Annotated in this window: 20 protein-coding genes; 18 read left to right on the top strand and 2 right to left on the bottom strand. The window is 48.7% G+C overall.

From position 1 onward, the window contains the following. Positions 1 to 20 precede the first annotated feature (20 nt). The 8 genes from rlmN (at position 21) to ltrA (ending at position 7,622) form a co-directional block, all read left to right on the top strand. The gene (gene rlmN, locus MOZ60_RS03310; RefSeq protein WP_370595636.1) at positions 21 to 1,064 is read left to right on the top strand and encodes a dual-specificity RNA methyltransferase RlmN; all 1,044 of its coding nucleotides are present in this window, start codon (positions 21 to 23) and stop codon (positions 1,062 to 1,064) included. Continuing rightward, entirely contained in the window at positions 1,064 to 1,813 is a 750-nt protein-coding gene (locus MOZ60_RS03305; protein ID WP_277635627.1) for a Stp1/IreP family PP2C-type Ser/Thr phosphatase, read from the top strand. Before rlmN ends, MOZ60_RS03305 begins: the two co-directional genes overlap by 1 nt. After that, a complete protein-coding gene (gene pknB, locus MOZ60_RS03300) occupies positions 1,810 to 3,654 on the top strand; it encodes a Stk1 family PASTA domain-containing Ser/Thr kinase (RefSeq protein ID WP_370595635.1) in 1,845 nt (614 codons plus the stop codon). Before MOZ60_RS03305 ends, pknB begins: the two co-directional genes overlap by 4 nt. 1 nt (position 3,655) lies before the next feature. Further along, positions 3,656 to 4,513 carry a ribosome small subunit-dependent GTPase A gene (gene rsgA / locus MOZ60_RS03295; RefSeq protein ID WP_370595634.1) on the top strand — a complete coding sequence of 286 codons (858 nt, stop codon included), beginning with the start codon at positions 3,656 to 3,658 and terminating at the stop codon, positions 4,511 to 4,513. Between the two features lies 1 nt (position 4,514). Further along, positions 4,515 to 5,162 (top strand): ribulose-phosphate 3-epimerase, encoded by a 648-nt coding sequence (gene rpe / locus MOZ60_RS03290; protein WP_370595633.1) that lies wholly within the window; start codon positions 4,515 to 4,517, stop codon positions 5,160 to 5,162. Then, on the top strand, positions 5,159 to 5,764 hold the full coding sequence (locus tag MOZ60_RS03285; protein ID WP_370595632.1) for a thiamine diphosphokinase: 606 nt from the start codon (positions 5,159 to 5,161) through the stop codon (positions 5,762 to 5,764). The genes rpe and MOZ60_RS03285 overlap by 4 nt, the downstream gene beginning before the upstream one ends. 164 nt (positions 5,765 to 5,928) lie before the next feature. Further along, the gene (locus MOZ60_RS03280) at positions 5,929 to 6,057 is read left to right on the top strand and encodes a hypothetical protein (protein ID WP_277634875.1); all 129 of its coding nucleotides are present in this window, start codon (positions 5,929 to 5,931) and stop codon (positions 6,055 to 6,057) included. 290 nt (positions 6,058 to 6,347) lie between these two features. Continuing rightward, complete coding sequence (gene ltrA / locus MOZ60_RS03275; RefSeq protein ID WP_370595631.1) at positions 6,348 to 7,622, top strand: group II intron reverse transcriptase/maturase; 1,275 nt, start codon at positions 6,348 to 6,350, stop codon at positions 7,620 to 7,622. Between the two features lie 106 nt (positions 7,623 to 7,728). Here the strand turns inward: ltrA and rpmB are convergent, their stop codons facing one another. After that, on the bottom strand, positions 7,729 to 7,947 hold the full coding sequence (gene rpmB / locus MOZ60_RS03270; RefSeq protein ID WP_108774045.1) for a 50S ribosomal protein L28: 219 nt from the start codon (positions 7,945 to 7,947) through the stop codon (positions 7,729 to 7,731). 159 nt (positions 7,948 to 8,106) lie between these two features. Between rpmB and MOZ60_RS03265 the strand changes: the two genes are divergently transcribed. Next, on the top strand, positions 8,107 to 9,372 hold the full coding sequence (locus MOZ60_RS03265) for a cell division protein FtsA (RefSeq protein ID WP_277644880.1): 1,266 nt from the start codon (positions 8,107 to 8,109) through the stop codon (positions 9,370 to 9,372). Positions 9,373 to 9,387: 15 nt separating this feature from the next. Further along, positions 9,388 to 10,515: a cell division protein FtsZ gene (gene ftsZ, locus MOZ60_RS03260; RefSeq protein ID WP_108774043.1), complete on the top strand. Its 1,128-nt coding sequence runs from the start codon at positions 9,388 to 9,390 to the stop codon at positions 10,513 to 10,515. Between the two features lie 103 nt (positions 10,516 to 10,618). Here ftsZ and MOZ60_RS03255 read toward each other — a convergent pair whose 3' ends face one another. Beyond that, a complete protein-coding gene (locus MOZ60_RS03255) occupies positions 10,619 to 10,924 on the bottom strand; it encodes a hypothetical protein (protein WP_370595630.1) in 306 nt (101 codons plus the stop codon). Between the two features lie 98 nt (positions 10,925 to 11,022). Here MOZ60_RS03255 and MOZ60_RS03250 point away from each other — a divergent pair, with 98 nt between their 5' ends. The 8 genes from MOZ60_RS03250 (at position 11,023) to MOZ60_RS03215 (ending at position 18,175) form a co-directional block, all read left to right on the top strand. Further along, positions 11,023 to 12,306, top strand: a complete 1,284-nt coding sequence (locus tag MOZ60_RS03250; protein ID WP_277010194.1) for a hemolysin family protein — start codon at positions 11,023 to 11,025, stop codon at positions 12,304 to 12,306. A gap of 20 nt (positions 12,307 to 12,326) precedes the next feature. Continuing rightward, positions 12,327 to 13,064: an RsmE family RNA methyltransferase gene (locus MOZ60_RS03245; protein WP_370595629.1), complete on the top strand. Its 738-nt coding sequence runs from the start codon at positions 12,327 to 12,329 to the stop codon at positions 13,062 to 13,064. Continuing rightward, positions 13,045 to 14,322: a tRNA (N(6)-L-threonylcarbamoyladenosine(37)-C(2))-methylthiotransferase MtaB gene (mtaB, locus tag MOZ60_RS03240; RefSeq protein ID WP_370595628.1), complete on the top strand. Its 1,278-nt coding sequence runs from the start codon at positions 13,045 to 13,047 to the stop codon at positions 14,320 to 14,322. Before MOZ60_RS03245 ends, mtaB begins: the two co-directional genes overlap by 20 nt. After that, on the top strand, positions 14,319 to 15,788 hold the full coding sequence (locus MOZ60_RS03235; RefSeq protein WP_108774037.1) for a UDP-N-acetylmuramoyl-L-alanyl-D-glutamate--2,6-diaminopimelate ligase: 1,470 nt from the start codon (positions 14,319 to 14,321) through the stop codon (positions 15,786 to 15,788). Before mtaB ends, MOZ60_RS03235 begins: the two co-directional genes overlap by 4 nt. Beyond that, positions 15,775 to 16,410 (top strand): deoxyribose-phosphate aldolase, encoded by a 636-nt coding sequence (deoC, locus tag MOZ60_RS03230; protein WP_108774036.1) that lies wholly within the window; start codon positions 15,775 to 15,777, stop codon positions 16,408 to 16,410. Before MOZ60_RS03235 ends, deoC begins: the two co-directional genes overlap by 14 nt. Before the next feature lie 68 nt (positions 16,411 to 16,478). Continuing rightward, the gene (gene rpsU, locus MOZ60_RS03225; RefSeq protein ID WP_108774035.1) at positions 16,479 to 16,661 is read left to right on the top strand and encodes a 30S ribosomal protein S21; all 183 of its coding nucleotides are present in this window, start codon (positions 16,479 to 16,481) and stop codon (positions 16,659 to 16,661) included. A gap of 68 nt (positions 16,662 to 16,729) precedes the next feature. Then, positions 16,730 to 17,695, top strand: a complete 966-nt coding sequence (locus MOZ60_RS03220) for a PhoH family protein (RefSeq protein WP_370595627.1) — start codon at positions 16,730 to 16,732, stop codon at positions 17,693 to 17,695. Between the two features lie 237 nt (positions 17,696 to 17,932). Continuing rightward, on the top strand, positions 17,933 to 18,175 hold the full coding sequence (locus tag MOZ60_RS03215) for a hypothetical protein (protein ID WP_370595626.1): 243 nt from the start codon (positions 17,933 to 17,935) through the stop codon (positions 18,173 to 18,175). Positions 18,176 to 18,219: the final 44 nt, after the last annotated feature.

Below are 18,219 nucleotides of genomic sequence, written 5' to 3'. Positions count from 1 at the left end.
AGATGGTAAAATAACGGTGTATGCAGACAATATATGATTTTGATTTAAAAGGACTGGAAGAGATGCTTGGCACACTTGGCCAGAAGCCATATCGTGCAAAGCAGCTTTTTATGTGGCTCTATCGTAAAAGAGCAAAGACATTTGATGAAATGACGGACCTGCCGGCAGCGTTGATTGAGGAGCTGAAGAAGCGCTTTGTCATCATGCCATTGAAGGAGATTGATCGGCAGGTAGCCCATGACGGCACGATGAAGTTCCTGTTTGAAATGCAGGATGGCTCCAGTGTGGAGAGTGTCCTGATGCACTTTGCCTATGGAGAAAGTCTGTGTGTTTCTTCACAGGTTGGCTGCAATATGGCCTGCACATTCTGTGCATCAGGCCTTTTGAAAAAGCAGCGCAGCCTGACAGCAGGAGAGATGGTTGGTGAGGCGATGTTTGTACAGGAACTGCTGGATGAGGATCAGCGCAGACTGGACAACATTGTCATCATGGGGACGGGTGAACCGTTTGATAACTATGACAATGTGATGCGCTTTTGTGCCATCATTAACAGTGATCATGGCCTGGCTATTGGTGCCCGCCATATTACAATCAGCACCTGCGGCATTGTGCCCCGCATCAATGATTTCGCGGATGCACACCTGCAGTACAACCTGGCAGTTTCCCTGCATGCAAGCAATGATGCCCTGCGAAGGAAACTGATGCCGATTGACAAGGCATATCCGATGGATCAGCTGATGGCAGCTCTGAAGCGCTACAGTGAGAACAATCACCGCCGGCTGACCTTTGAGTACATTCTGCTGCGCAATGTCAATGATCGTGATGAAAATGCGATTGAACTGGCTAATCTGATCCGCGGCATGAATGCCTATGTCAATCTGATTCCCTATAATGAGGTTGACGAGAATGGCTATCGTACAACCGATGCCAGAACGGCCCTGCATTTCTATGATGTGCTGATGAAGCATGGCGTCAAAGCAACCCTGCGCACAAAGCATGGTGAAGATATTGATGCGGCATGCGGACAGCTGCGGGCAAAGCATGAAAGGGAAAAAGAAGCATAATGAAGTATTACGGCATGACCGACCGCGGCAAGATGCGGAAAACCAATCAGGACAGCTATGTCATCGCCTGCAATGAGGCAGGGGATGTTTTCGCGCTTGTGTGTGACGGCATCGGCGGCAATCTCGGAGGAGATGTTGCCAGCCGCATGGCGGTCAGCTGGTTTTCGGTTGCGTTCTCTGAGAATAAAGGCTTTGCCAGCGAGGAAGATGCCCGTGCATTCATTGCCAATGGCATCCGTATTGTGAACAAGCAGATCTATGATCTGGGCCAGGCCCGCCAGGACCTGCATGGCATGGGCACAACCCTGTGCGGCGCGATGCTGACAAGAGTGGGCCGGTTCATCGTCAATGTCGGTGATTCTCGTGCCTATGGGTTCACGAATAATGGCGAATTCCGCCAGCTGACCATGGATCATACACTGGTCAATGACATGATCATGCATGGCGAACTGACGAAGGAACAGGCCAGGACCTTTCCCCGTAAGAATGTTCTGACCAATGCGGTTGGTGTATGGGAAAGTGTGCGCAGCGATATTGATGTACACCATGAGGACCTTAATGGGATTCTATTGTGTTCTGACGGCCTGCATTCGTATGTCGATGAAAAAAAGATCCGCTCGATCGTTCTGGACAAGGAATTTGATCCTGCCCTGCGGTCACGCAAGCTTGTAAAAGCAAGCCTGGATGCGGGTGGATTTGATAATGTGACAGTGATTCTGATTGATCTGGAGGAGGGTGACATGATATGAGCGGCAAGAATATGATTGCCAACCGGTATGAAGTGATTCAGCATATTGGCCAGGGCGGCATGGCAGATGTCTTCCTTGCCATTGATACCATTCTCAACCGGCAGGTTGCCATCAAGATTCTGCGTGCCGACCTCTCCACAGATGCGGTCAGTATCCTGCGCTTTGAGCGGGAAGCACAGGCAGCAACTGCCCTTGCCCATCCCAATATTGTGGAAATCTATGATGTTGGTGATTACAAGGGACATCATTATATCGTCATGGAATATGTTCCCGGCAAGACACTGAAACAGATTATCCGGGAAAGAGGACCGCTGCTCAATGAAGAAACAGTGGACATCATGAAGCAGCTTGTCAGCGCTATTTCAGAAGCGCACAGCCGCGGCATTATCCACCGTGATATCAAACCGCAGAATGTGATCATCAAATCAGACGGAACCCTGAAGATCCTGGATTTCGGCATCGCTACTGCCAAAGGATCCATGCAGCTGACCCAGGCCAACAATGTCATGGGATCCGTGCATTATCTGGCTCCGGAGCTTGCCAAAGGCGAACCGGCAACGGTGCAGTCAGACATCTATGCCCTTGGCATCGTCATGTTTGAAATGCTCACCGGAGATGTGCCGTTCAAAGCAGACCAGGCAGTACAGATTGCATTGATGCATATGCGTGATCCGCTGCCCAATGTCCGCCAGATCAATCCGAATGTGCCGCAGCCGATGGAAAACATCATCCTCAGGGCAGTTGCCAAGAATCCGGCTGACCGCTACCAGAGTGCGGCTGATATGCTGGCAGATCTTTCGACATGTCTTGATCCGGCAAGGGCCAATGAACCAAGAATTGAAACAAGGCCTTTTGCGGATATCAAGATGGCACAGGGTAAGAGTTTTGATGAAGGCAGACCGACAGATGAAGACGATGACGATGAGGAGGAAGAGGATGATGATGCACTGTTTCCTCATTTCCATCACAAGGAGAAACAGAAAGAAGAAAAGAAGAACAAGCCTAAAAAGAAACATCGTTTTCTGCCGAAATTCCTGATTATTCTGGTGATATGTGCTATTGCGGCAGCCGGTGTATATGCGGCTGGACGCAAAGGGTATATCTCACTTGGGTCCACGATTGTTCCGGATCTTACCGGCATGAGCCTGGAAGATGCTGCCGCGGCCTGTGAAAAGAGCGGCCTTGTTCTGGACCAGGACAATGTGACTTATCAGCTGACCGAAGATACGGAAAAGGGTATCATCCTTTCCAGCGATCCTTCCTCTGGAACAAAGGTAGACCGCAAGAGCACAGTTACCGTAACCGCATCCAGCGGCATTGGTGAAAAGATGGGGGACTACACGGGACAGGATGTTGATCAGGCAGCCGAAGAATTACAGAAATACTCCCATCTGACTGTGAAAACAGAAGCCAAAGACAGTGATGAAACACCAGGCACTGTCATTTCACAGGAAGGCATTGCGGCAGGTGACCTGTTTGATCCGGATCAGGACAATACAATCACGCTTGTCTATTCCGCTTATGACAGCTTTGTCATTCCAACTTCCATCATTGGCATGGATGTCAATTCGGCAGCTTCTCTGCTAGAAAGCATGGGTGCCCAGGCATATGCCTCCGAAATTGATCCCTCTACGCTGTCTGATGATGAACTGAACGATATTTCCAAAAACAATCTGGTTGGCACAGTCAAGTATTCCAGTCCCTCTGCGGGCAGCACCTATACGCAGAAGGGAAACAATGCCATCACGCTGTATTACTATTCTTATCAGGATGTAACAACCTCTGATCAAAACCAGACAGGCAGCAGTGATGCCTCCGCTTCGCAGACAGATGGGAACTAGCATGCAGGCAAGAATCATCAAAATCGTATCCCGTGAGTATACCTTGTATACAGAAGAAGGCATGCGGGTAAAAGCAGTTCTGGCTGGCAAGATCCGCCTGCAGACAAAACCGGTTGCCGGCGATCTGGTCGAATGTGAAGAAATTTCAGGCCAGTGGACCGTGCAGAAAATTCTGCCCAGAAAAAGCTATCTGATCCGGCCGGCATGTGCCAATGTCGACCAGGCACTGATTGTCATGAGCACGCATGATCCGGAGTTCTCTTCTGCTCTTGTGGACAGGCTGTCCTTTCTGATTGTACAGGCAGGCATTACGCCGGTGCTGATTGTCACCAAGTGTGATCTTGGCATGTCGGATGACACAAAACGGGCCATTGAAGAATATGAGCAGGGCCCGATCCAGGTGATCCGCTCACAGAAGAATTATCTGGAACCGGCACTGGCTGATGTGCTTAAAGGAAAAATCTCCGTGCTGACCGGACAGAGCGGTGCCGGCAAGAGCAGTCTTCTCAACCATCTGGATCCTTCTTTCCATCTGGCAACACAGGAAATTTCCAAGGCACTGGGAAGAGGAAAACATACAACCCGTCACAACGAACTGCATGCCGTTGCCGGCGGTCTGGTCGCGGATACGCCTGGCTTTTCATCGCTGGATTTCAGCCGCATGGACAAACATGAACTTGCCCAGTGCGTCCTGGATTTCCGTCCCTATCTCGGCCAGTGCCGCTTCAATGACTGCATTCATGAAAACGAGCCCGGCTGTGCGGTGAAAGAGGCTGTGCAGGCAGGAAAAATCCCGGCCCGGCGCTATCAGAATTATCTGGATGTTCTGAAACTGATTCAGACAAGAAGGGAGTATTAATATGATTGTATCACCGTCTGTTTTATCACTTGACTACAGCCGTTTTCCCCAGCAGATTGATGAACTGAACAAATCCGGTGCACAGTGGCTTCACTTTGATGTCATGGACGGCCACTTTGTGCCAAACCTGACTTTTGGACCAGATATTCTCAAAGCTTTTGTGCGCACCTCGCCGCTGTACAAGGACGTGCATCTGATGGTCACAGATCCTGCCTTTTTTGCGGATGTCTTTCTGAAAGCAGGTGCTGATCTTGTGACGTTTCATTATGAGGCAATGGACAATAAAGCAAAGATGAAGGAACTGGCAGCACATATCCACGAAGCCGGGGGAAAAGCAGGCATTGCCATCAAGCCGGCAACCGATGCGGCTGTATTGAAGGATCTGCTGAAGGATTTTGATCTGTTCCTTGTCATGTCCGTCAATCCAGGATTCGGCGGTCAGAAGTTCATGCCCCTGGCCTTGGATAAGATCCATACCCTGCGCACATGGCTCAATGATGTTAACCCGGATGCCCTGGTGGAAGTGGATGGCGGCATCAATGCACAGACTGGTGCCCAGTGTGCCCAGGCCGGTGTGGATGTGCTGGTGGCAGGTTCCTATGTGTTCAAGAATGATATTACGACGGCTGTCAGGAGCCTTCAGAAATGAAAAAAGTACTGATTGCTTTGAAGCTGGCAGATCAGCTGCCAGCAGAAAAAGCAGATCTGATCGGATGTGACAAAGGAGCACTGACACTGGCACAGCAGCATCGTCATATGGTGTGTGCCGTTGGTGATTTTGATTCGGTCAGGGAAGAAGACATTAGTCTGATTGCACAGTGGTGCGATCAGATCATCCGCCTGAACCCGATCAAGGATGATTCGGATTCCGAGCATGCCGTCAAAACAGCCATTGACCTTGGATACGACCACATTGTGATGTGCGGTGCCTTTGGCGGCAGGGCAGACCATGCCCTGGTGAATCTGCGCCTGCTCTGGAAGTATAAAGACTGCCTGGAATTATGGGATGCAGAAAATGATGCCTATGTAATCGGGCCGGGCAGATATGAAATCAGTAAAAACGGGTATGACTACATCTCCTTTTTCACATGGGAAGATGCCGCTGTCACACTGTCAGGCTTCAAATATCCTCTGACAGACCGCACCCTGACACCATCCGATCTGTATACGGTATCCAATGAAATTCTCAAAGATGAGGGCATTGTGGAAGTGAAGAGGGGCCATGTCATGGTTCTGCAGTGCAAAGACTGACAAAGTCAAAAAAAAGAGAATCCGTCGGGATTCTTTTTCTTCTGTACACCCGACATGGGTGATAACTCGAGGGTGAAAGTCCCTTGCGCATGTATAGCGGCATGATTCAAAGCGCTAGCCAAAGGCAACGTGGACATCGTGAGGTGTCAACGGAAGGAAGCCGGATGCGGGAACATACTAACCGTGTGGCAAAATCCCGGGCCTACGTACAGAAACCGGATATAAGGCTGTCAGTCTGGACGATCTTCCAGAACAAAGAGAAGTCCAAGCCGCTGAATATGGCAAAGCAGTAAATCCGGAGGCTGGATGGGAGGAAAGTTATCACGCCTTCTTCGGGGAGGTCTCATCGACGAAAGCCGAGGTGAAGAACATCATGCAGGTAAGTAGCAGTAACAACGAACGATGAGAAGTCAGCAGAGGCCGTAGTAGTGAAGAAATCCCGCAATGGGGATGGAGCAAAGGGCCGAACGAATCACCAGCTTCATTTCATGAATGTAGTCAAATCTCTCTGAATGGTCTGTGAGCTCGGATAAAGTCCGTTAAGACCAGAGACGAGACAGCGACGGAAAGGAGAAGCAGACAAATGGCATCACAGTTACTGGAGCTGATTCTTTCAGATAGAAATCTGGAAGAAGCCAGTCGCAAGGTTATGATTAACAAGGGATCTGCAGGTATTGACCGTATGCCTGTAAGCCGATTGCCGGAATATATCGGGCTTCATAAAGATGAAGTGCGGGAACTTATCCGGCACAGACATTACAGACCACTGCCAGTCAAGCGTGTGGAAATTCCGAAGGATGATGGCTCGAAGAGAAATCTGGGTGTGCCGGCAGTCAAAGACAGGTGGATCGAACAAGCAGTAACACAGGTTCTGTCACCAATCTTTGATCGTACATTCTCAGACAGCAGCTATGGGTTCCGACCAGGAAGAAGGGCCGAGCAGGCAATCCTGAAAGCACTCGAATATATGAACGATGGCTATGACTGGATTGTCGACCTAGACCTTTCAAAGTTCTTTGATAACGTCAATCAGGATATATTGATGATTCTGGTACACAACGTTATTAAAGATCCGGACACTGAATCACTCATCAGACGATTCCTGCAGGGAGGCGTTCTGATAGAAGGCAGCTTTGAAGAGACACGGAAAGGAACCGCACAGGGATCCCCGATTTCCCCACTGCTGGCAAATGTCTATCTGAATGAATTCGACAAGGAACTTGAATCCAGAGGACTGCACTTTACCAGATACGCAGATGATTGCATCATCTGTGTCAGAAGTGAAGCAGCAGCCAACAGAGTGATGAAGTCAGTAACAAACTGGCTCGAAAAACGTCTTCGCGTACAGGTTAATGCAGCGAAAACAAAAGTAGCACGGCCTAGCCAAATCAAATATCTTGGACATTCCTTTTACTTCAAAGATGGAAAGTGGAGACCTAAGCCACATATCAAATCATTGAAGAAGCTGGAATACAAGCTGGTGCCGCTGTTAACAAGGAAATATAACATTCCGATGGACCAGAGGATAACCAGAATAAATCAGGTTGTACGGGGATGGGTCAATTACTATCGTCTGTGTAACATGAAAACGGCCCTGAAAAAGATTGACAGCTGGGTACGGCTGCATATCCGGATGATTTACTGGAAACAGTGGAAAACGGTCAGAAACCGGGCAAACCACCTGTACGCACTTGGTATGAAAACATACTGGGCATGGCGTTATGCCAATACGCGTAAAGGAATCTATGCCTCGGGACTATTCCTAAGTCGCTGGATTACCAATGACCTCTTGAAAAGAGAGGCCGGATTGATCAGCTCGGAAGAGTATTTTACCTTGGTACATGTAACAGTGTTGTAATTTGTTGGTGTTTCGAACCGCCGGACGCCGAACGGCTTCTCCGGTGGTGTGAGAGGAAAAAAAAAAAAAGATGAGAGCTCACGCTCTCATCCTCCTACTCGATTGCTTATTCAGCAGCAGCTTCAGCTGTCTTTGCCTTCCTGCCTGTTCCCTTCAGTGTCTTGAGAGCACGGGCAGAGATCTTAACGGTCACAGGCTTTCCATCTACGACCATATGAACCTTCTGAAGGTTAACGTTCCACTTGCGGCGAGTTGCGCGCAGGGAGTGTGAACGTCTGTTTCCTGACATAGCTTTCTTACCGGATACGGCACAAACTCTGGACATACCATAACCTCCTTCACATAATGCTAAAATACTTTATCATGCTTCAATTTCATTTGCAACAAAAAACAAAGTGTACGACTGGTTGACAGGGAAAAATCCTAGGACCTGTGAAGGAAGTGTGATAATATAACTTTTGTTAAGGAAGGGAGCGGCTGGCAAGTGAACGATAAACAGATTTTTGCGGCAGTTGAAGTCAGCGACCATGAGGTGCGCCTGATTGTCGGTGAATTCTTCAATACCCGTTTTAATATTATTAAAGTAGAACGCGTCGCCTGCAGCGGCTTTGATGGGGTAAAGATTACGGATCCCGCTGCCGTGACCAGTGCCGTGAAGCAGGCAGTGGATAATGCACATAAAATGATTGGCGCATCAATCAAGAGTGCCATCCTGGCAATGCCGTCGTATGGCATGAAGCGTTACAGCTTCAAATCAACGGTTGATATTACCGGTATTGACCAGACAGTGACAGTACAGGATGTGCGCAATGCAATGGCAAAAGCGCAGAACATGGATATTGGCAAAGACTATGCGTTGATCCAGACTGTCAATGTGCGCTATACCGTCAATGGTATTTCTACCCGCCGGATTCCGATTGGTGAAAAGTGCTCATCGCTGTCCGTCGATATTGATCTGCTGTGTGCAAACCGTACGCTGTCCTATGAAATGTGCAGCTGCGTAGAAAAGGCTGGCATCAAGATCATGGATATCTTCCTGGATGTCTATGCGGCCGGCAAGGAGGCAGCACTGTTTGAACAGTCAGTCAATCAGCAGATGATTGTGCTGAAGGTAGAGCGCCAGTCCACATCACTTGGCTTACTGCGCAAGGGCAGGCTGACAACTGCAATGGTGATGCCGATTGGTATTGGCACCATTGCCGGATCTTTGACAGATCAGTATGGGATCTCGCCGGAAAATGCCGTTGAACTGTTTAAATACAGTGCTGTTCTCAACAATCCGAACCCATCTGACAATCCGGTACATATCTGGTCAGCAGGCGGAAAAACACATACAATTACGGAAAAGGAACTGATTGACTGTGTGATGCCAGGCGTAAATGCATGGGCCTCCTATATCCAAAAAACGTGCGCCCCGATATTGCAAGCGGGCCAGACTGCTGTTATTATTACAGGCGAAGGCGGCGAGACACAGGGGCTTGCAGAAGTGCTTGGTACTAAGCTGCAGGTCAATGTCCGCAGCTATGTGCCTGATACTCTGGGGGGCAGAAACGCAGGGCTGACGACATGCCTTGGATTGTTCTATGCATATCAGGATCGTCTGCCGATCACCGGCTATACCGATGACAGCATTGATATGGATGCATTTATCAAGGCTGTATCCTACAGAGATAAGAAAAATGAAGGGAACGCTAAAGAGGACACTTTGACAAGTAAGCTCAAGGGCCTGTTCCTGGATAATAAAAGGTAATGTGAGGTAGAATTTATGGCAGACTTAACGTATAACCAGGTAGCAAAGATCAAGGTTTTCGGCATTGGCGGTGCCGGCGGAAATGCAGTGAACCGGATGGTGCAGGAAGGTGTTCAGGGCGTTGAATTTTATGTAGCCAACACTGATGTACAGGCTCTGGATGTTTCGCCTGTCGCCAATAAGATTCAGCTTGGCAAGGAAGGCCTGGGCGCTGGCGGCAATCCGGATAATGGACGCAAGGCAGCTGTGGAGAGTGAAGATGCAATCCGCAAGGCACTGGAAGGTGCTGATATGGTATTCCTGACAGCAGGTCTTGGCGGCGGCACTGGTACAGGTGCTTCTCCTCTGTTTGCCAAGATTGCGAAGGAACTTGGATGTCTGACAGTAGGTATTGTTACCAAGCCGTTCTCCTTTGAAGGCAAGCGCAGAATGGTACAGGCTGAGCAGGGTCTGGAACAACTGAAAGAGTATGTGGATTCCCTGATCATCATTTCCAATAACAAGGTATTGGATGTGATCGGACACATTCCGTTCGAAGATGCATTCAAGGAAGCAGACAATATTCTGCGTCAGGGTGTGCAGACCATTACTGATCTGATTGCAGTTCCGGCAATGATCAACCTCGACTTTGCGGATATCAAGAGTGTCATGCAGGGACAGGGCTCTGCACTGTTCGGCATTGGCATGGCAGATGGTGAGAACAAGGCTAAGGAAGCTGCTGAGCGTGCCATTCAGTCACCGCTGCTGGAAGCACAGATCAAGGGTGCCAAGAATGCCATCATCAACGTAACTGGCGGTGCCAGCATGTCTGCATATGATGCCAGTGAGGCAGTTGACTATATCCGTGAGGCAGCCGGCAATGATATCGATATCATCTTCGGTGTTGCCATCAACGACAAGATTGGTGATTCCATCATCGTTTCCATCATTGCGACCGGCTTCGATCTGCCGCGTCCGGAAATGATTGAGAGTGACAAACCGGCCAAGGATACGCAGCCGATTATCGGTGCCAAGCCTGCTGATCCGGGTGTTGTTCCGGAATCCAATGATGATGATAACCTGGGCTTCAATTCCTCTTTTGACAGCAATGCCAAAGAAGAGGATGACGATGACGGTATCCCGGGTTTCTTCAAGAGAAACTGACATGAACCGGCTGCGGCCGGTTTTCTTTTTCTCTGTGCTATGGGCAGGAAGAAGCCAGTGTCATTGCCGGAGCAGGAAGGCTGAACAAGTTGGAAGAACTTGCCTAGGATGCTGAAAAGCGCGGCTTTGCCGGAAAGATGACACCGGTGAAGTGAGACGTGGATACAGGTGCGATCTGGACCGTATTCTGGATGCGGCTGTATCCGCTTATGGAACGGTTGACATTCTTGGCTTCCTTGCCAGTGAACAGGGATCCTGCATCAATGGTCAGATCATTGAGATCGACGGCGGCATAGGCCAGGTCAGCCCAGCCACAATCAATGAGATCAAGAGGATCTTCCGCAATGCAGGCAGATCCTTTTCTTATGCTTCTGTATCCGCACTGGCTGGTTTGCCTGTCAACAGCCATAATGCTATAATTGCACCACTGAAAGGTGATGCAGAAAATATGGATGATTCTTCCTGTTGTCCGCTTTGTTGGAAGCTGAAAATGAAAGGGTGGCAGAAATGAGCAGAACAAGTGAGTATCTACTGACACTGATTGTACTGATTGCCTTGTCAGGTTTGTTTTCTGCCATTGAGACTGCTTATTCCAGCGTGAACCGGATCCGTCTGAAAAATATGGAAAATGACGGCAATGCCGAGGCTGGTGTTGTTCTGGAAATTCTGGATCATTTTGACCGTTTTCTGACAACGATTCTGATTGGCAATAATATTGTCAATATCGCCTCTGCAACCATCGGTACACTTCTGTTTACCAGCTGGCTGGGATCTGGAAACGGACCGACGGTCTCAACGATTGTGATCACAATTGTGGTGCTGGTATTTGGCGAGATTATGCCAAAGACACTGGCAAGCCGCATTCCTGAGCGGATTGCCGTACATACGGTAGGATTCGTTCATTTCTGCGAATTTATCTTCACACCGCTGTCATTTCTCTTCAACCTGTTGCAGAAACTGATGTCGCACTTTATCAAAGTCAAAGATGATGATTCTGACTTCCAGGATGAACTGATCACGATGGTGGATGAAGCTGAAAAAGACGGCGATCTGGAAGAGCATGAGAGTGATCTGATCTCAGCGGCTATTGAATTCAATGATCTGGATGTCAAAGATGTTCTCACACCGCGGGTAGATGTGCTTGCCATTGACATCACCACACCGCCCAATGAGATTGAAAAGACATTCCGCTACAGTTCCTTTTCACGCCTGCCGGTCTATGAGAATTCCATTGACAACATTGTCGGCGTGATCCATGAAAAGGACTTCTATGCCCAGATGAAGTATGAGCACTGCCCGATCCGCAAGATCATCAAACCGGTGATTTATACAAGTACCAATGTCAAGATTTCCACTCTGCTGAAACAATTGCAGGGTGCCAAGCTGCATCTTGCCGTCGTGCTGGATGAATACGGCGGCACCCAGGGCATCATCACACTGGAAGATATCATTGAGGAGCTTGTTGGTGAGATCTGGGATGAGCATGATACCGTCAAGGAATATTACCAGAAGATCGATGAGACAACATATCTGGTCAAGGCAGACGCAGATGCGGATGATATGTTTGAGCGCTTTGGCGTCGACGTGGATGACGATGAAGACGATGATGACTATATCACGGTATCTGGGTGGGCCATTCACGAACTGGAACATATTCCCCGGGTTGGCGAGCAGTTTGATTTCAAGAATCTGCATGTCACCATCACCAAAGCTGATCAGCGAAAAGTCATTGAGCTGAAGGTTGAAATCAAAAATCCACAGAAGAAACAGGAGGAACAGGAAAAGGAATAATCCTTTTCTTTTCAGTCAGTATGCAGCAGTATTTTGCCAATGTGCCGCTTGCCGCAGGAAAGCCGTATTTCTTTACAAAAGAACAGGCTCATCATGCCAGTGATGTTGTCCGCCTGCATGAAGAGACAGTGCGTCTTGTCTATGAAGGAAAGGCCTGGTTTGCCCGCACTGCCAGGGTGGATGGAAAGTTTGCGGCCATCGTGGAAAAGGAAGATCCGCAGATACATGAATGTGCCTGTGAAATGACTTTATGTATGGCTTTGATACGCCGGGAGAAATTTGAACTTGTTTTGCAGAAAGCAAGTGAAATCGGCTTTTCCAGAGTGGTGCCGTTTGTATCAAGCCGCTGTGTTGTCAGGGAAAAACAGGATAAAAAGGAGCGTGTCGCTGCCCGCTGGCAGACGATTCTGCTGGAAGGGGCACAGCAGTGCAAACGCAACATCGTTCCTGAACTTGCAGAGACGATTCCCTTTGATCATCTGGATCAGGTGCAGGCAGAATTAAAAGCAGCTGCCTATGAAAATGCCTATGGCACATCGGCACGGCTTTCCCATCTGTACCATGGCCAGAAAAGCGCTGCTGTTGTCATCGGCCCGGAGGGCGGTTTCAGCCCTGATGAGGTACAATGGCTCATGGACCATGGCTATCAGGCCGTGACACTTGGATCCAGAATACTGCGGGCAGAGACGGCTGCGATCTATGCCGGCAGTGTGCTGAGTGAGGCAGCAGGAGATCAGAATGAAGTTTTCAGTATGTAATTTAGGCTGCAAAGTGAATGCATTTGAAGCAGAAAGTATTGCCCACACGCTGGAAGAAGAAGGCTGGCAGAGAGTACCTTTTGAACAGAGTGCCGATGCTGTGCTGATCTTCACCTGTGCAGTGACCAACATGGCTGCACAGAAAAGCAGAAAGATGATGCACCGGGCAAGGCGGATCAGCCCCAATGGTGCCATTGCCATGATCGGCTGTTATGCCGAAGTGGCAGATGAAGCTCTCCAGGATGCGGATCTTGTCATTGGCACCCGTGAAAAGAAGAATGTGCCGCAGTATTTGAAGGAATTCATGGAAAAACACCGGCGCATTTCCCTGCGCGGCGGTCTGGATCATCTGACGTTTGACAACCTGCAGACAACTCAGTTTGAAAACCACACCCGGGCCTATCTGAAAGTGCAGGATGGCTGCTGTCAGTTCTGCTCCTACTGCATTATTCCCTATGCCCGCGGCAAAGAAAGATCCATGGCACCAGATGCGGTGACCGCCGAGGCAAAGCGTCTCAGTATCCATTATCCTGAGATTGTGCTGGCTGGCATTCATACCGGCCGCTATGGCAGAGAATATGGCGTGACGCTTGCCCAGTTGATGAAGCGTATTCTGCAGGAAGCACCGGATCTGAAACGGCTGCGGATTTCTTCCATTGAACAAAATGAAGTCACAGATGAACTGATTGAACTGATCAGGGAAGAACCGCGCATTGCCCGCCATCTGCATATTCCTCTGCAGAGCGGCAGTGATCCTGTTTTGAAACGGATGAGAAGACCCTATGACACAGCTGCCTATCTTGCCAAACTGGAAAAGATCCGCAGCGAGATCCCGGACATTGCCATCTCCTGTGATTTGATTGCCGGCTTCCCGGGAGAAACAGAACAGGAGTTTGACGAAACACTGGCATTCCTGCAGAAGTGCCGGTTCTCATTCATCCATGCCTTTCCGTACTCCATGCGCCAGGGCACGGTGGCAGCCGGGATGAGGGATCAGATCGATCCGCGCATTAAAAAAGAGCGTACCCGCAGAGTCCTGGAACTTTCCCAGAAACTCAGTGACGCGTATCAGCAGCAGTGGATTGACAAAGATGTACAGGTGATTGTGGAAACGCATAAAGACGGATATTCTGTTGGCCATGCGTCTCAGTATTTTCCTGTCAGTATCAGAGGGAGCCTGCCAAGAGGCATGTATGATGTACATGTGCAGGCATATGAATCGCATGCCTTGTATGGCTGCGTGAAGGAGACCATATGAAACTTTCAGCATTATTTGAGAATGTACCGGATATTGAGATCAAGAGCCTGATGGCAGATTCCCGTACCAAACGGCCGGATTCCATCTTTTTCTGTGTCAAAGGCATTATGAGCGACGGTCATAACTTTGTAGACCAGGCCATTGCCAATGGCGCAAAAGCAATTGTCTACAGTGAACCGCTGGACCACATGCGTGATGATATTGTCTATATCAAAGTCAAGGATGTCACTGCTGCTTTCAATGCCGTGGCAGATGCCTTCTATGGCTACCCGAGTCATGATCTGCTGATGTTTGGCGTGACCGGCACCAATGGCAAGTCATCCATTTCCTGCATCATCCGCGATATCATGAATGAGATTGAGCCAACCGGCTATATCGGCACCATCTCGATTGAATACGGCAATGTCAAACTGCCGCCGCTGCTGACAACACCGAACATCGATGACCTGCATGGCATTCTGCGCGACATGGTAGATGCCGGCATGAAGTCATGTGCTCTTGAAGCAAGCTCCATCGGCATTGAACAGGGCAGGGTAGATGCCATTGACTTCGATGTCGCGGTCTTTACCAACCTGACCCATGACCATCTTGATTATCATGGCACCATGGAAAAATATTTCCTGGCCAAGAAGAAACTGTTTGACCATCTCAAACCAGATGCCATTGCCATCACCAACGTGGATGATCCCTATGGCATGCGTATTGTCAAAGACTGCCCGGCCAGAGTGATTACCTATGGCGTCAACCATAAGGCAGACTACCAGGTAACCAAGTACCAGCTGCTTGCGGACAAGACAAGAATCACACTGAAAATCGGCGACATGGAATATGAAATTGAGACAAATCTTGTCGCAAAGTTCAATGTCTACAACCTGGTTGCGGCTATTGCAGCATGCCACAGCAAAGGCATTTCAATCGAAATGATGTTGCCGCAGATCCGCCATCTCAAGCAGATTGAAGGCAGAATGGAACGTATCGATGAAGGCCAGCCCTTCAACATCATCGTTGACTTTGCCCATACACCGGACGGCATTGAGCAGGTATGCCAGTTTGCCAGTGCCATCACGCCAAAAGGAAAGCGTATCATTGCCATTACCGGCAGTGCCGGCAAGCGTGATACGGAGAAGCGCCCTCAGTTTGGCGAGATTCTGGATCGCTATACGGACATGATTATTCTGACGGAAGATGATCCCCGTGATGAAGATCCGATCGAAATTGCGCATGAAATTGCGGCTGGTATCAAGAAAACGAATTATATTATCATTGAAGACAGATATGATGCGATTCGTCAGGCAGTTGAACTTGCGGATCCCAACGATACGATCATTATCTTAGGCAAGGGAGATGAAAAGTTCATCTACCGTGAATTCGGCCGTGAACCTTATGAGGGAGATGACGCCATCGCCCGGGAGGTTCTCCATAAATACTATTTCACTCAGGAGGGAGAAGAAAATGAAGAGAAGTAAGTATATCGATCACACTCTGCTCAAGCCGGACACAACCAAAGAACAGATCATTCAGCTGTGCAAAGAGGCAAAAGAATACGATTTTGCGTCTGTATGCGTCAATCCATGCTGGATTGAAACAGCCAGAAAAGAACTTGCAGGCAGTGATGTCAACGTCTGTGTGGTGATTGGATTCCCGCTTGGTGCCATGACCAGTGCTTCCAAGGTATTTGAAGCAAAGGATGCCATTGAAAGAGGCGCAGATGAAGTCGATATGGTACTCAATGTCGGCTGGCTGAAAGACGGGGATGATGCAGCTGTCACCAACGAGATCAAAGCTGTCAAGGAAGCAGTTGGCAGCCATGTTCTCAAAGTGATCATCGAAGCATGCCTGCTTACCAATGATGAGAAGGTCAGGGCATGTCAGGATGCAGAAAAAGCTGGTGCAGACTTTGTCAAGACAAGCACAGGCTTCTCAACAGGCGGTGCTACAGTGGAAGATGTTGCACTGATGAAGAAGACGGTTGGTGACCGTCTGAAGGTAAAGGCAGCAGGTGGTATCCGTACAAAGGAAGCCATGGATGCCATGATCGCAGCAGGTGCTGAAAGAATCGGCACAAGCAATGGCACCAAACTGATGTAAAAATCATTTGCTTTCAAAATGAAGCTTTGCTATAATCGGAACGTTGAAACAGAGAGGGGGTTTGGAAGATGGCTAGAGTTGTCGTAAAAGAAAACGAGAACCTTGATGATGCGCTGCGCCGTTTCAAGCGTCAGGTATCCCGCAATGGAACCCTCGCTGAAGCTCGCAAGAGAGAGTATTATGTCAAGCCGGGCGTCAAGAGGAAGCTGAAGTCTGAAGCTGCACGCAAGGCACGCAGAAGAGGTAAGTAAAAGATGAAGCGAAAGCTTCTCTTTTTTTATACAATTGAAGCAGGTGAATTGACAGGAGGCATACAGCTTTGAAAGAAAAGAGAACACTGGCAGTTGAGGATCTGGGCGCGGATGAAGCAGCAGCTCTGCTTGGGGCTAATGACCGCAATCTGCAGATCATCAGTGATGCATTTGATACAAGAGTGAGTTTCCGGGATCATATCTTCATGCTTGATGCATGTGAACAGGATACCCTTTCGCAGATTGAAAAGGTGCTGCAGGCTCTGCGGCAGATCAGCAGCTCCGGCAGGGAGGTCAGTGAGCAGAATGTGCGCTATGCCATCCGCCGCATCCAGTCACACCAGGATGTCCAATTTTCCAACTTTGAAATCGTGACCGTATGCCGTACATTTTCCGGCCGTCCCATCTATCCAAAGACTCAGGGACAGTATGATTTTGTCAGAGCTATGGCAGAAAAACCGGTTGTTTTTGCCATCGGACCTGCCGGTACCGGCAAAACGTTCCTGGCAGTCAGTGCTGCCGTTGCAGCTTTGAAGAAAGAAGAAGTGCGCCGCATTGTCCTGACCCGTCCGGCTGTGGAAGCAGGAGAAAGCCTTGGCTTTCTTCCTGGTGATCTGAAAGAAAAAGTCGATCCGTATCTGACTCCTTTATATGATGGTCTGCATGAAATGCTTGGCAATGAGCAGACAGAAAGACTGATGGAAAAGGGAACCATTGAAATTGCTCCGCTGGCCTATATGCGCGGCAGAACATTGAACGATGCCTTTGTCATCCTGGATGAGGCGCAGAATACAACAAGTTCTCAGATGAAGATGTTCCTGACAAGACTAGGCTTTCATTCTCATATGGTCATCACAGGAGATGTCACCCAGATTGACCTGAATGAAAGAGTGGAAAGCGGTCTTCTTTCAGCGCGGAGGATTTTGTCAGGCATGGATGATATCGCCATCCTTGAACTCAGTGCTGATGATGTTGTCCGGCATCCACTGGTTCAGAAAATCATTGAAAGGTACAGCCGCTTTGAAAGGCATTAAGTCAAGCTGAAAAGAATTGATATCTCATCATTCATTTGTACCAGCAGGAAAACAAATGTATTCCCCCATGATTCCTGTTCTTGCAGCATTGAAGATGCATATACTGAAATAATTTAATGGCGAACAAAAAAACGATCTTACATTGTTGAATGTATCCGGTTACATTACTATACTAATTAGTAAATCAAGGATTTCTGTAAAAATGTAAAGGAGATTATATGATGGGGCGATACAAGAATGGAGACAGGGGTTATTGGCGCATATAACATTACAAGAACCAGGATGGCTTTTTCAATTTTTTATCAAACAGATAGTGCAGGTTTACCCACAATCATGCCAGAAGCCTCAAAAGAAAACGGTTATTCTACTGCTGGAGTTTATGTTTATCATCAATCTTCTGCAGGCACTGCATCTGGTTACTGGAGTCCTGACAGTGTTTATGAATCTGGCGTATTACCAGCATCTGACTATCTGAAGTAAGAATATAAGGGCGGTGTTTTCATTGCCCTTGTTTTTGCAAAGGA

It is taken from the genome of Grylomicrobium aquisgranense, from assembly GCF_033971865.1.
In the GTDB taxonomy this organism is placed as follows: domain Bacteria; phylum Bacillota_I; class Bacilli_A; order Erysipelotrichales; family Erysipelotrichaceae; genus Bulleidia; species Bulleidia massiliensis.
This window is presented reverse-complemented; position numbering and strand designations above follow the sequence as displayed.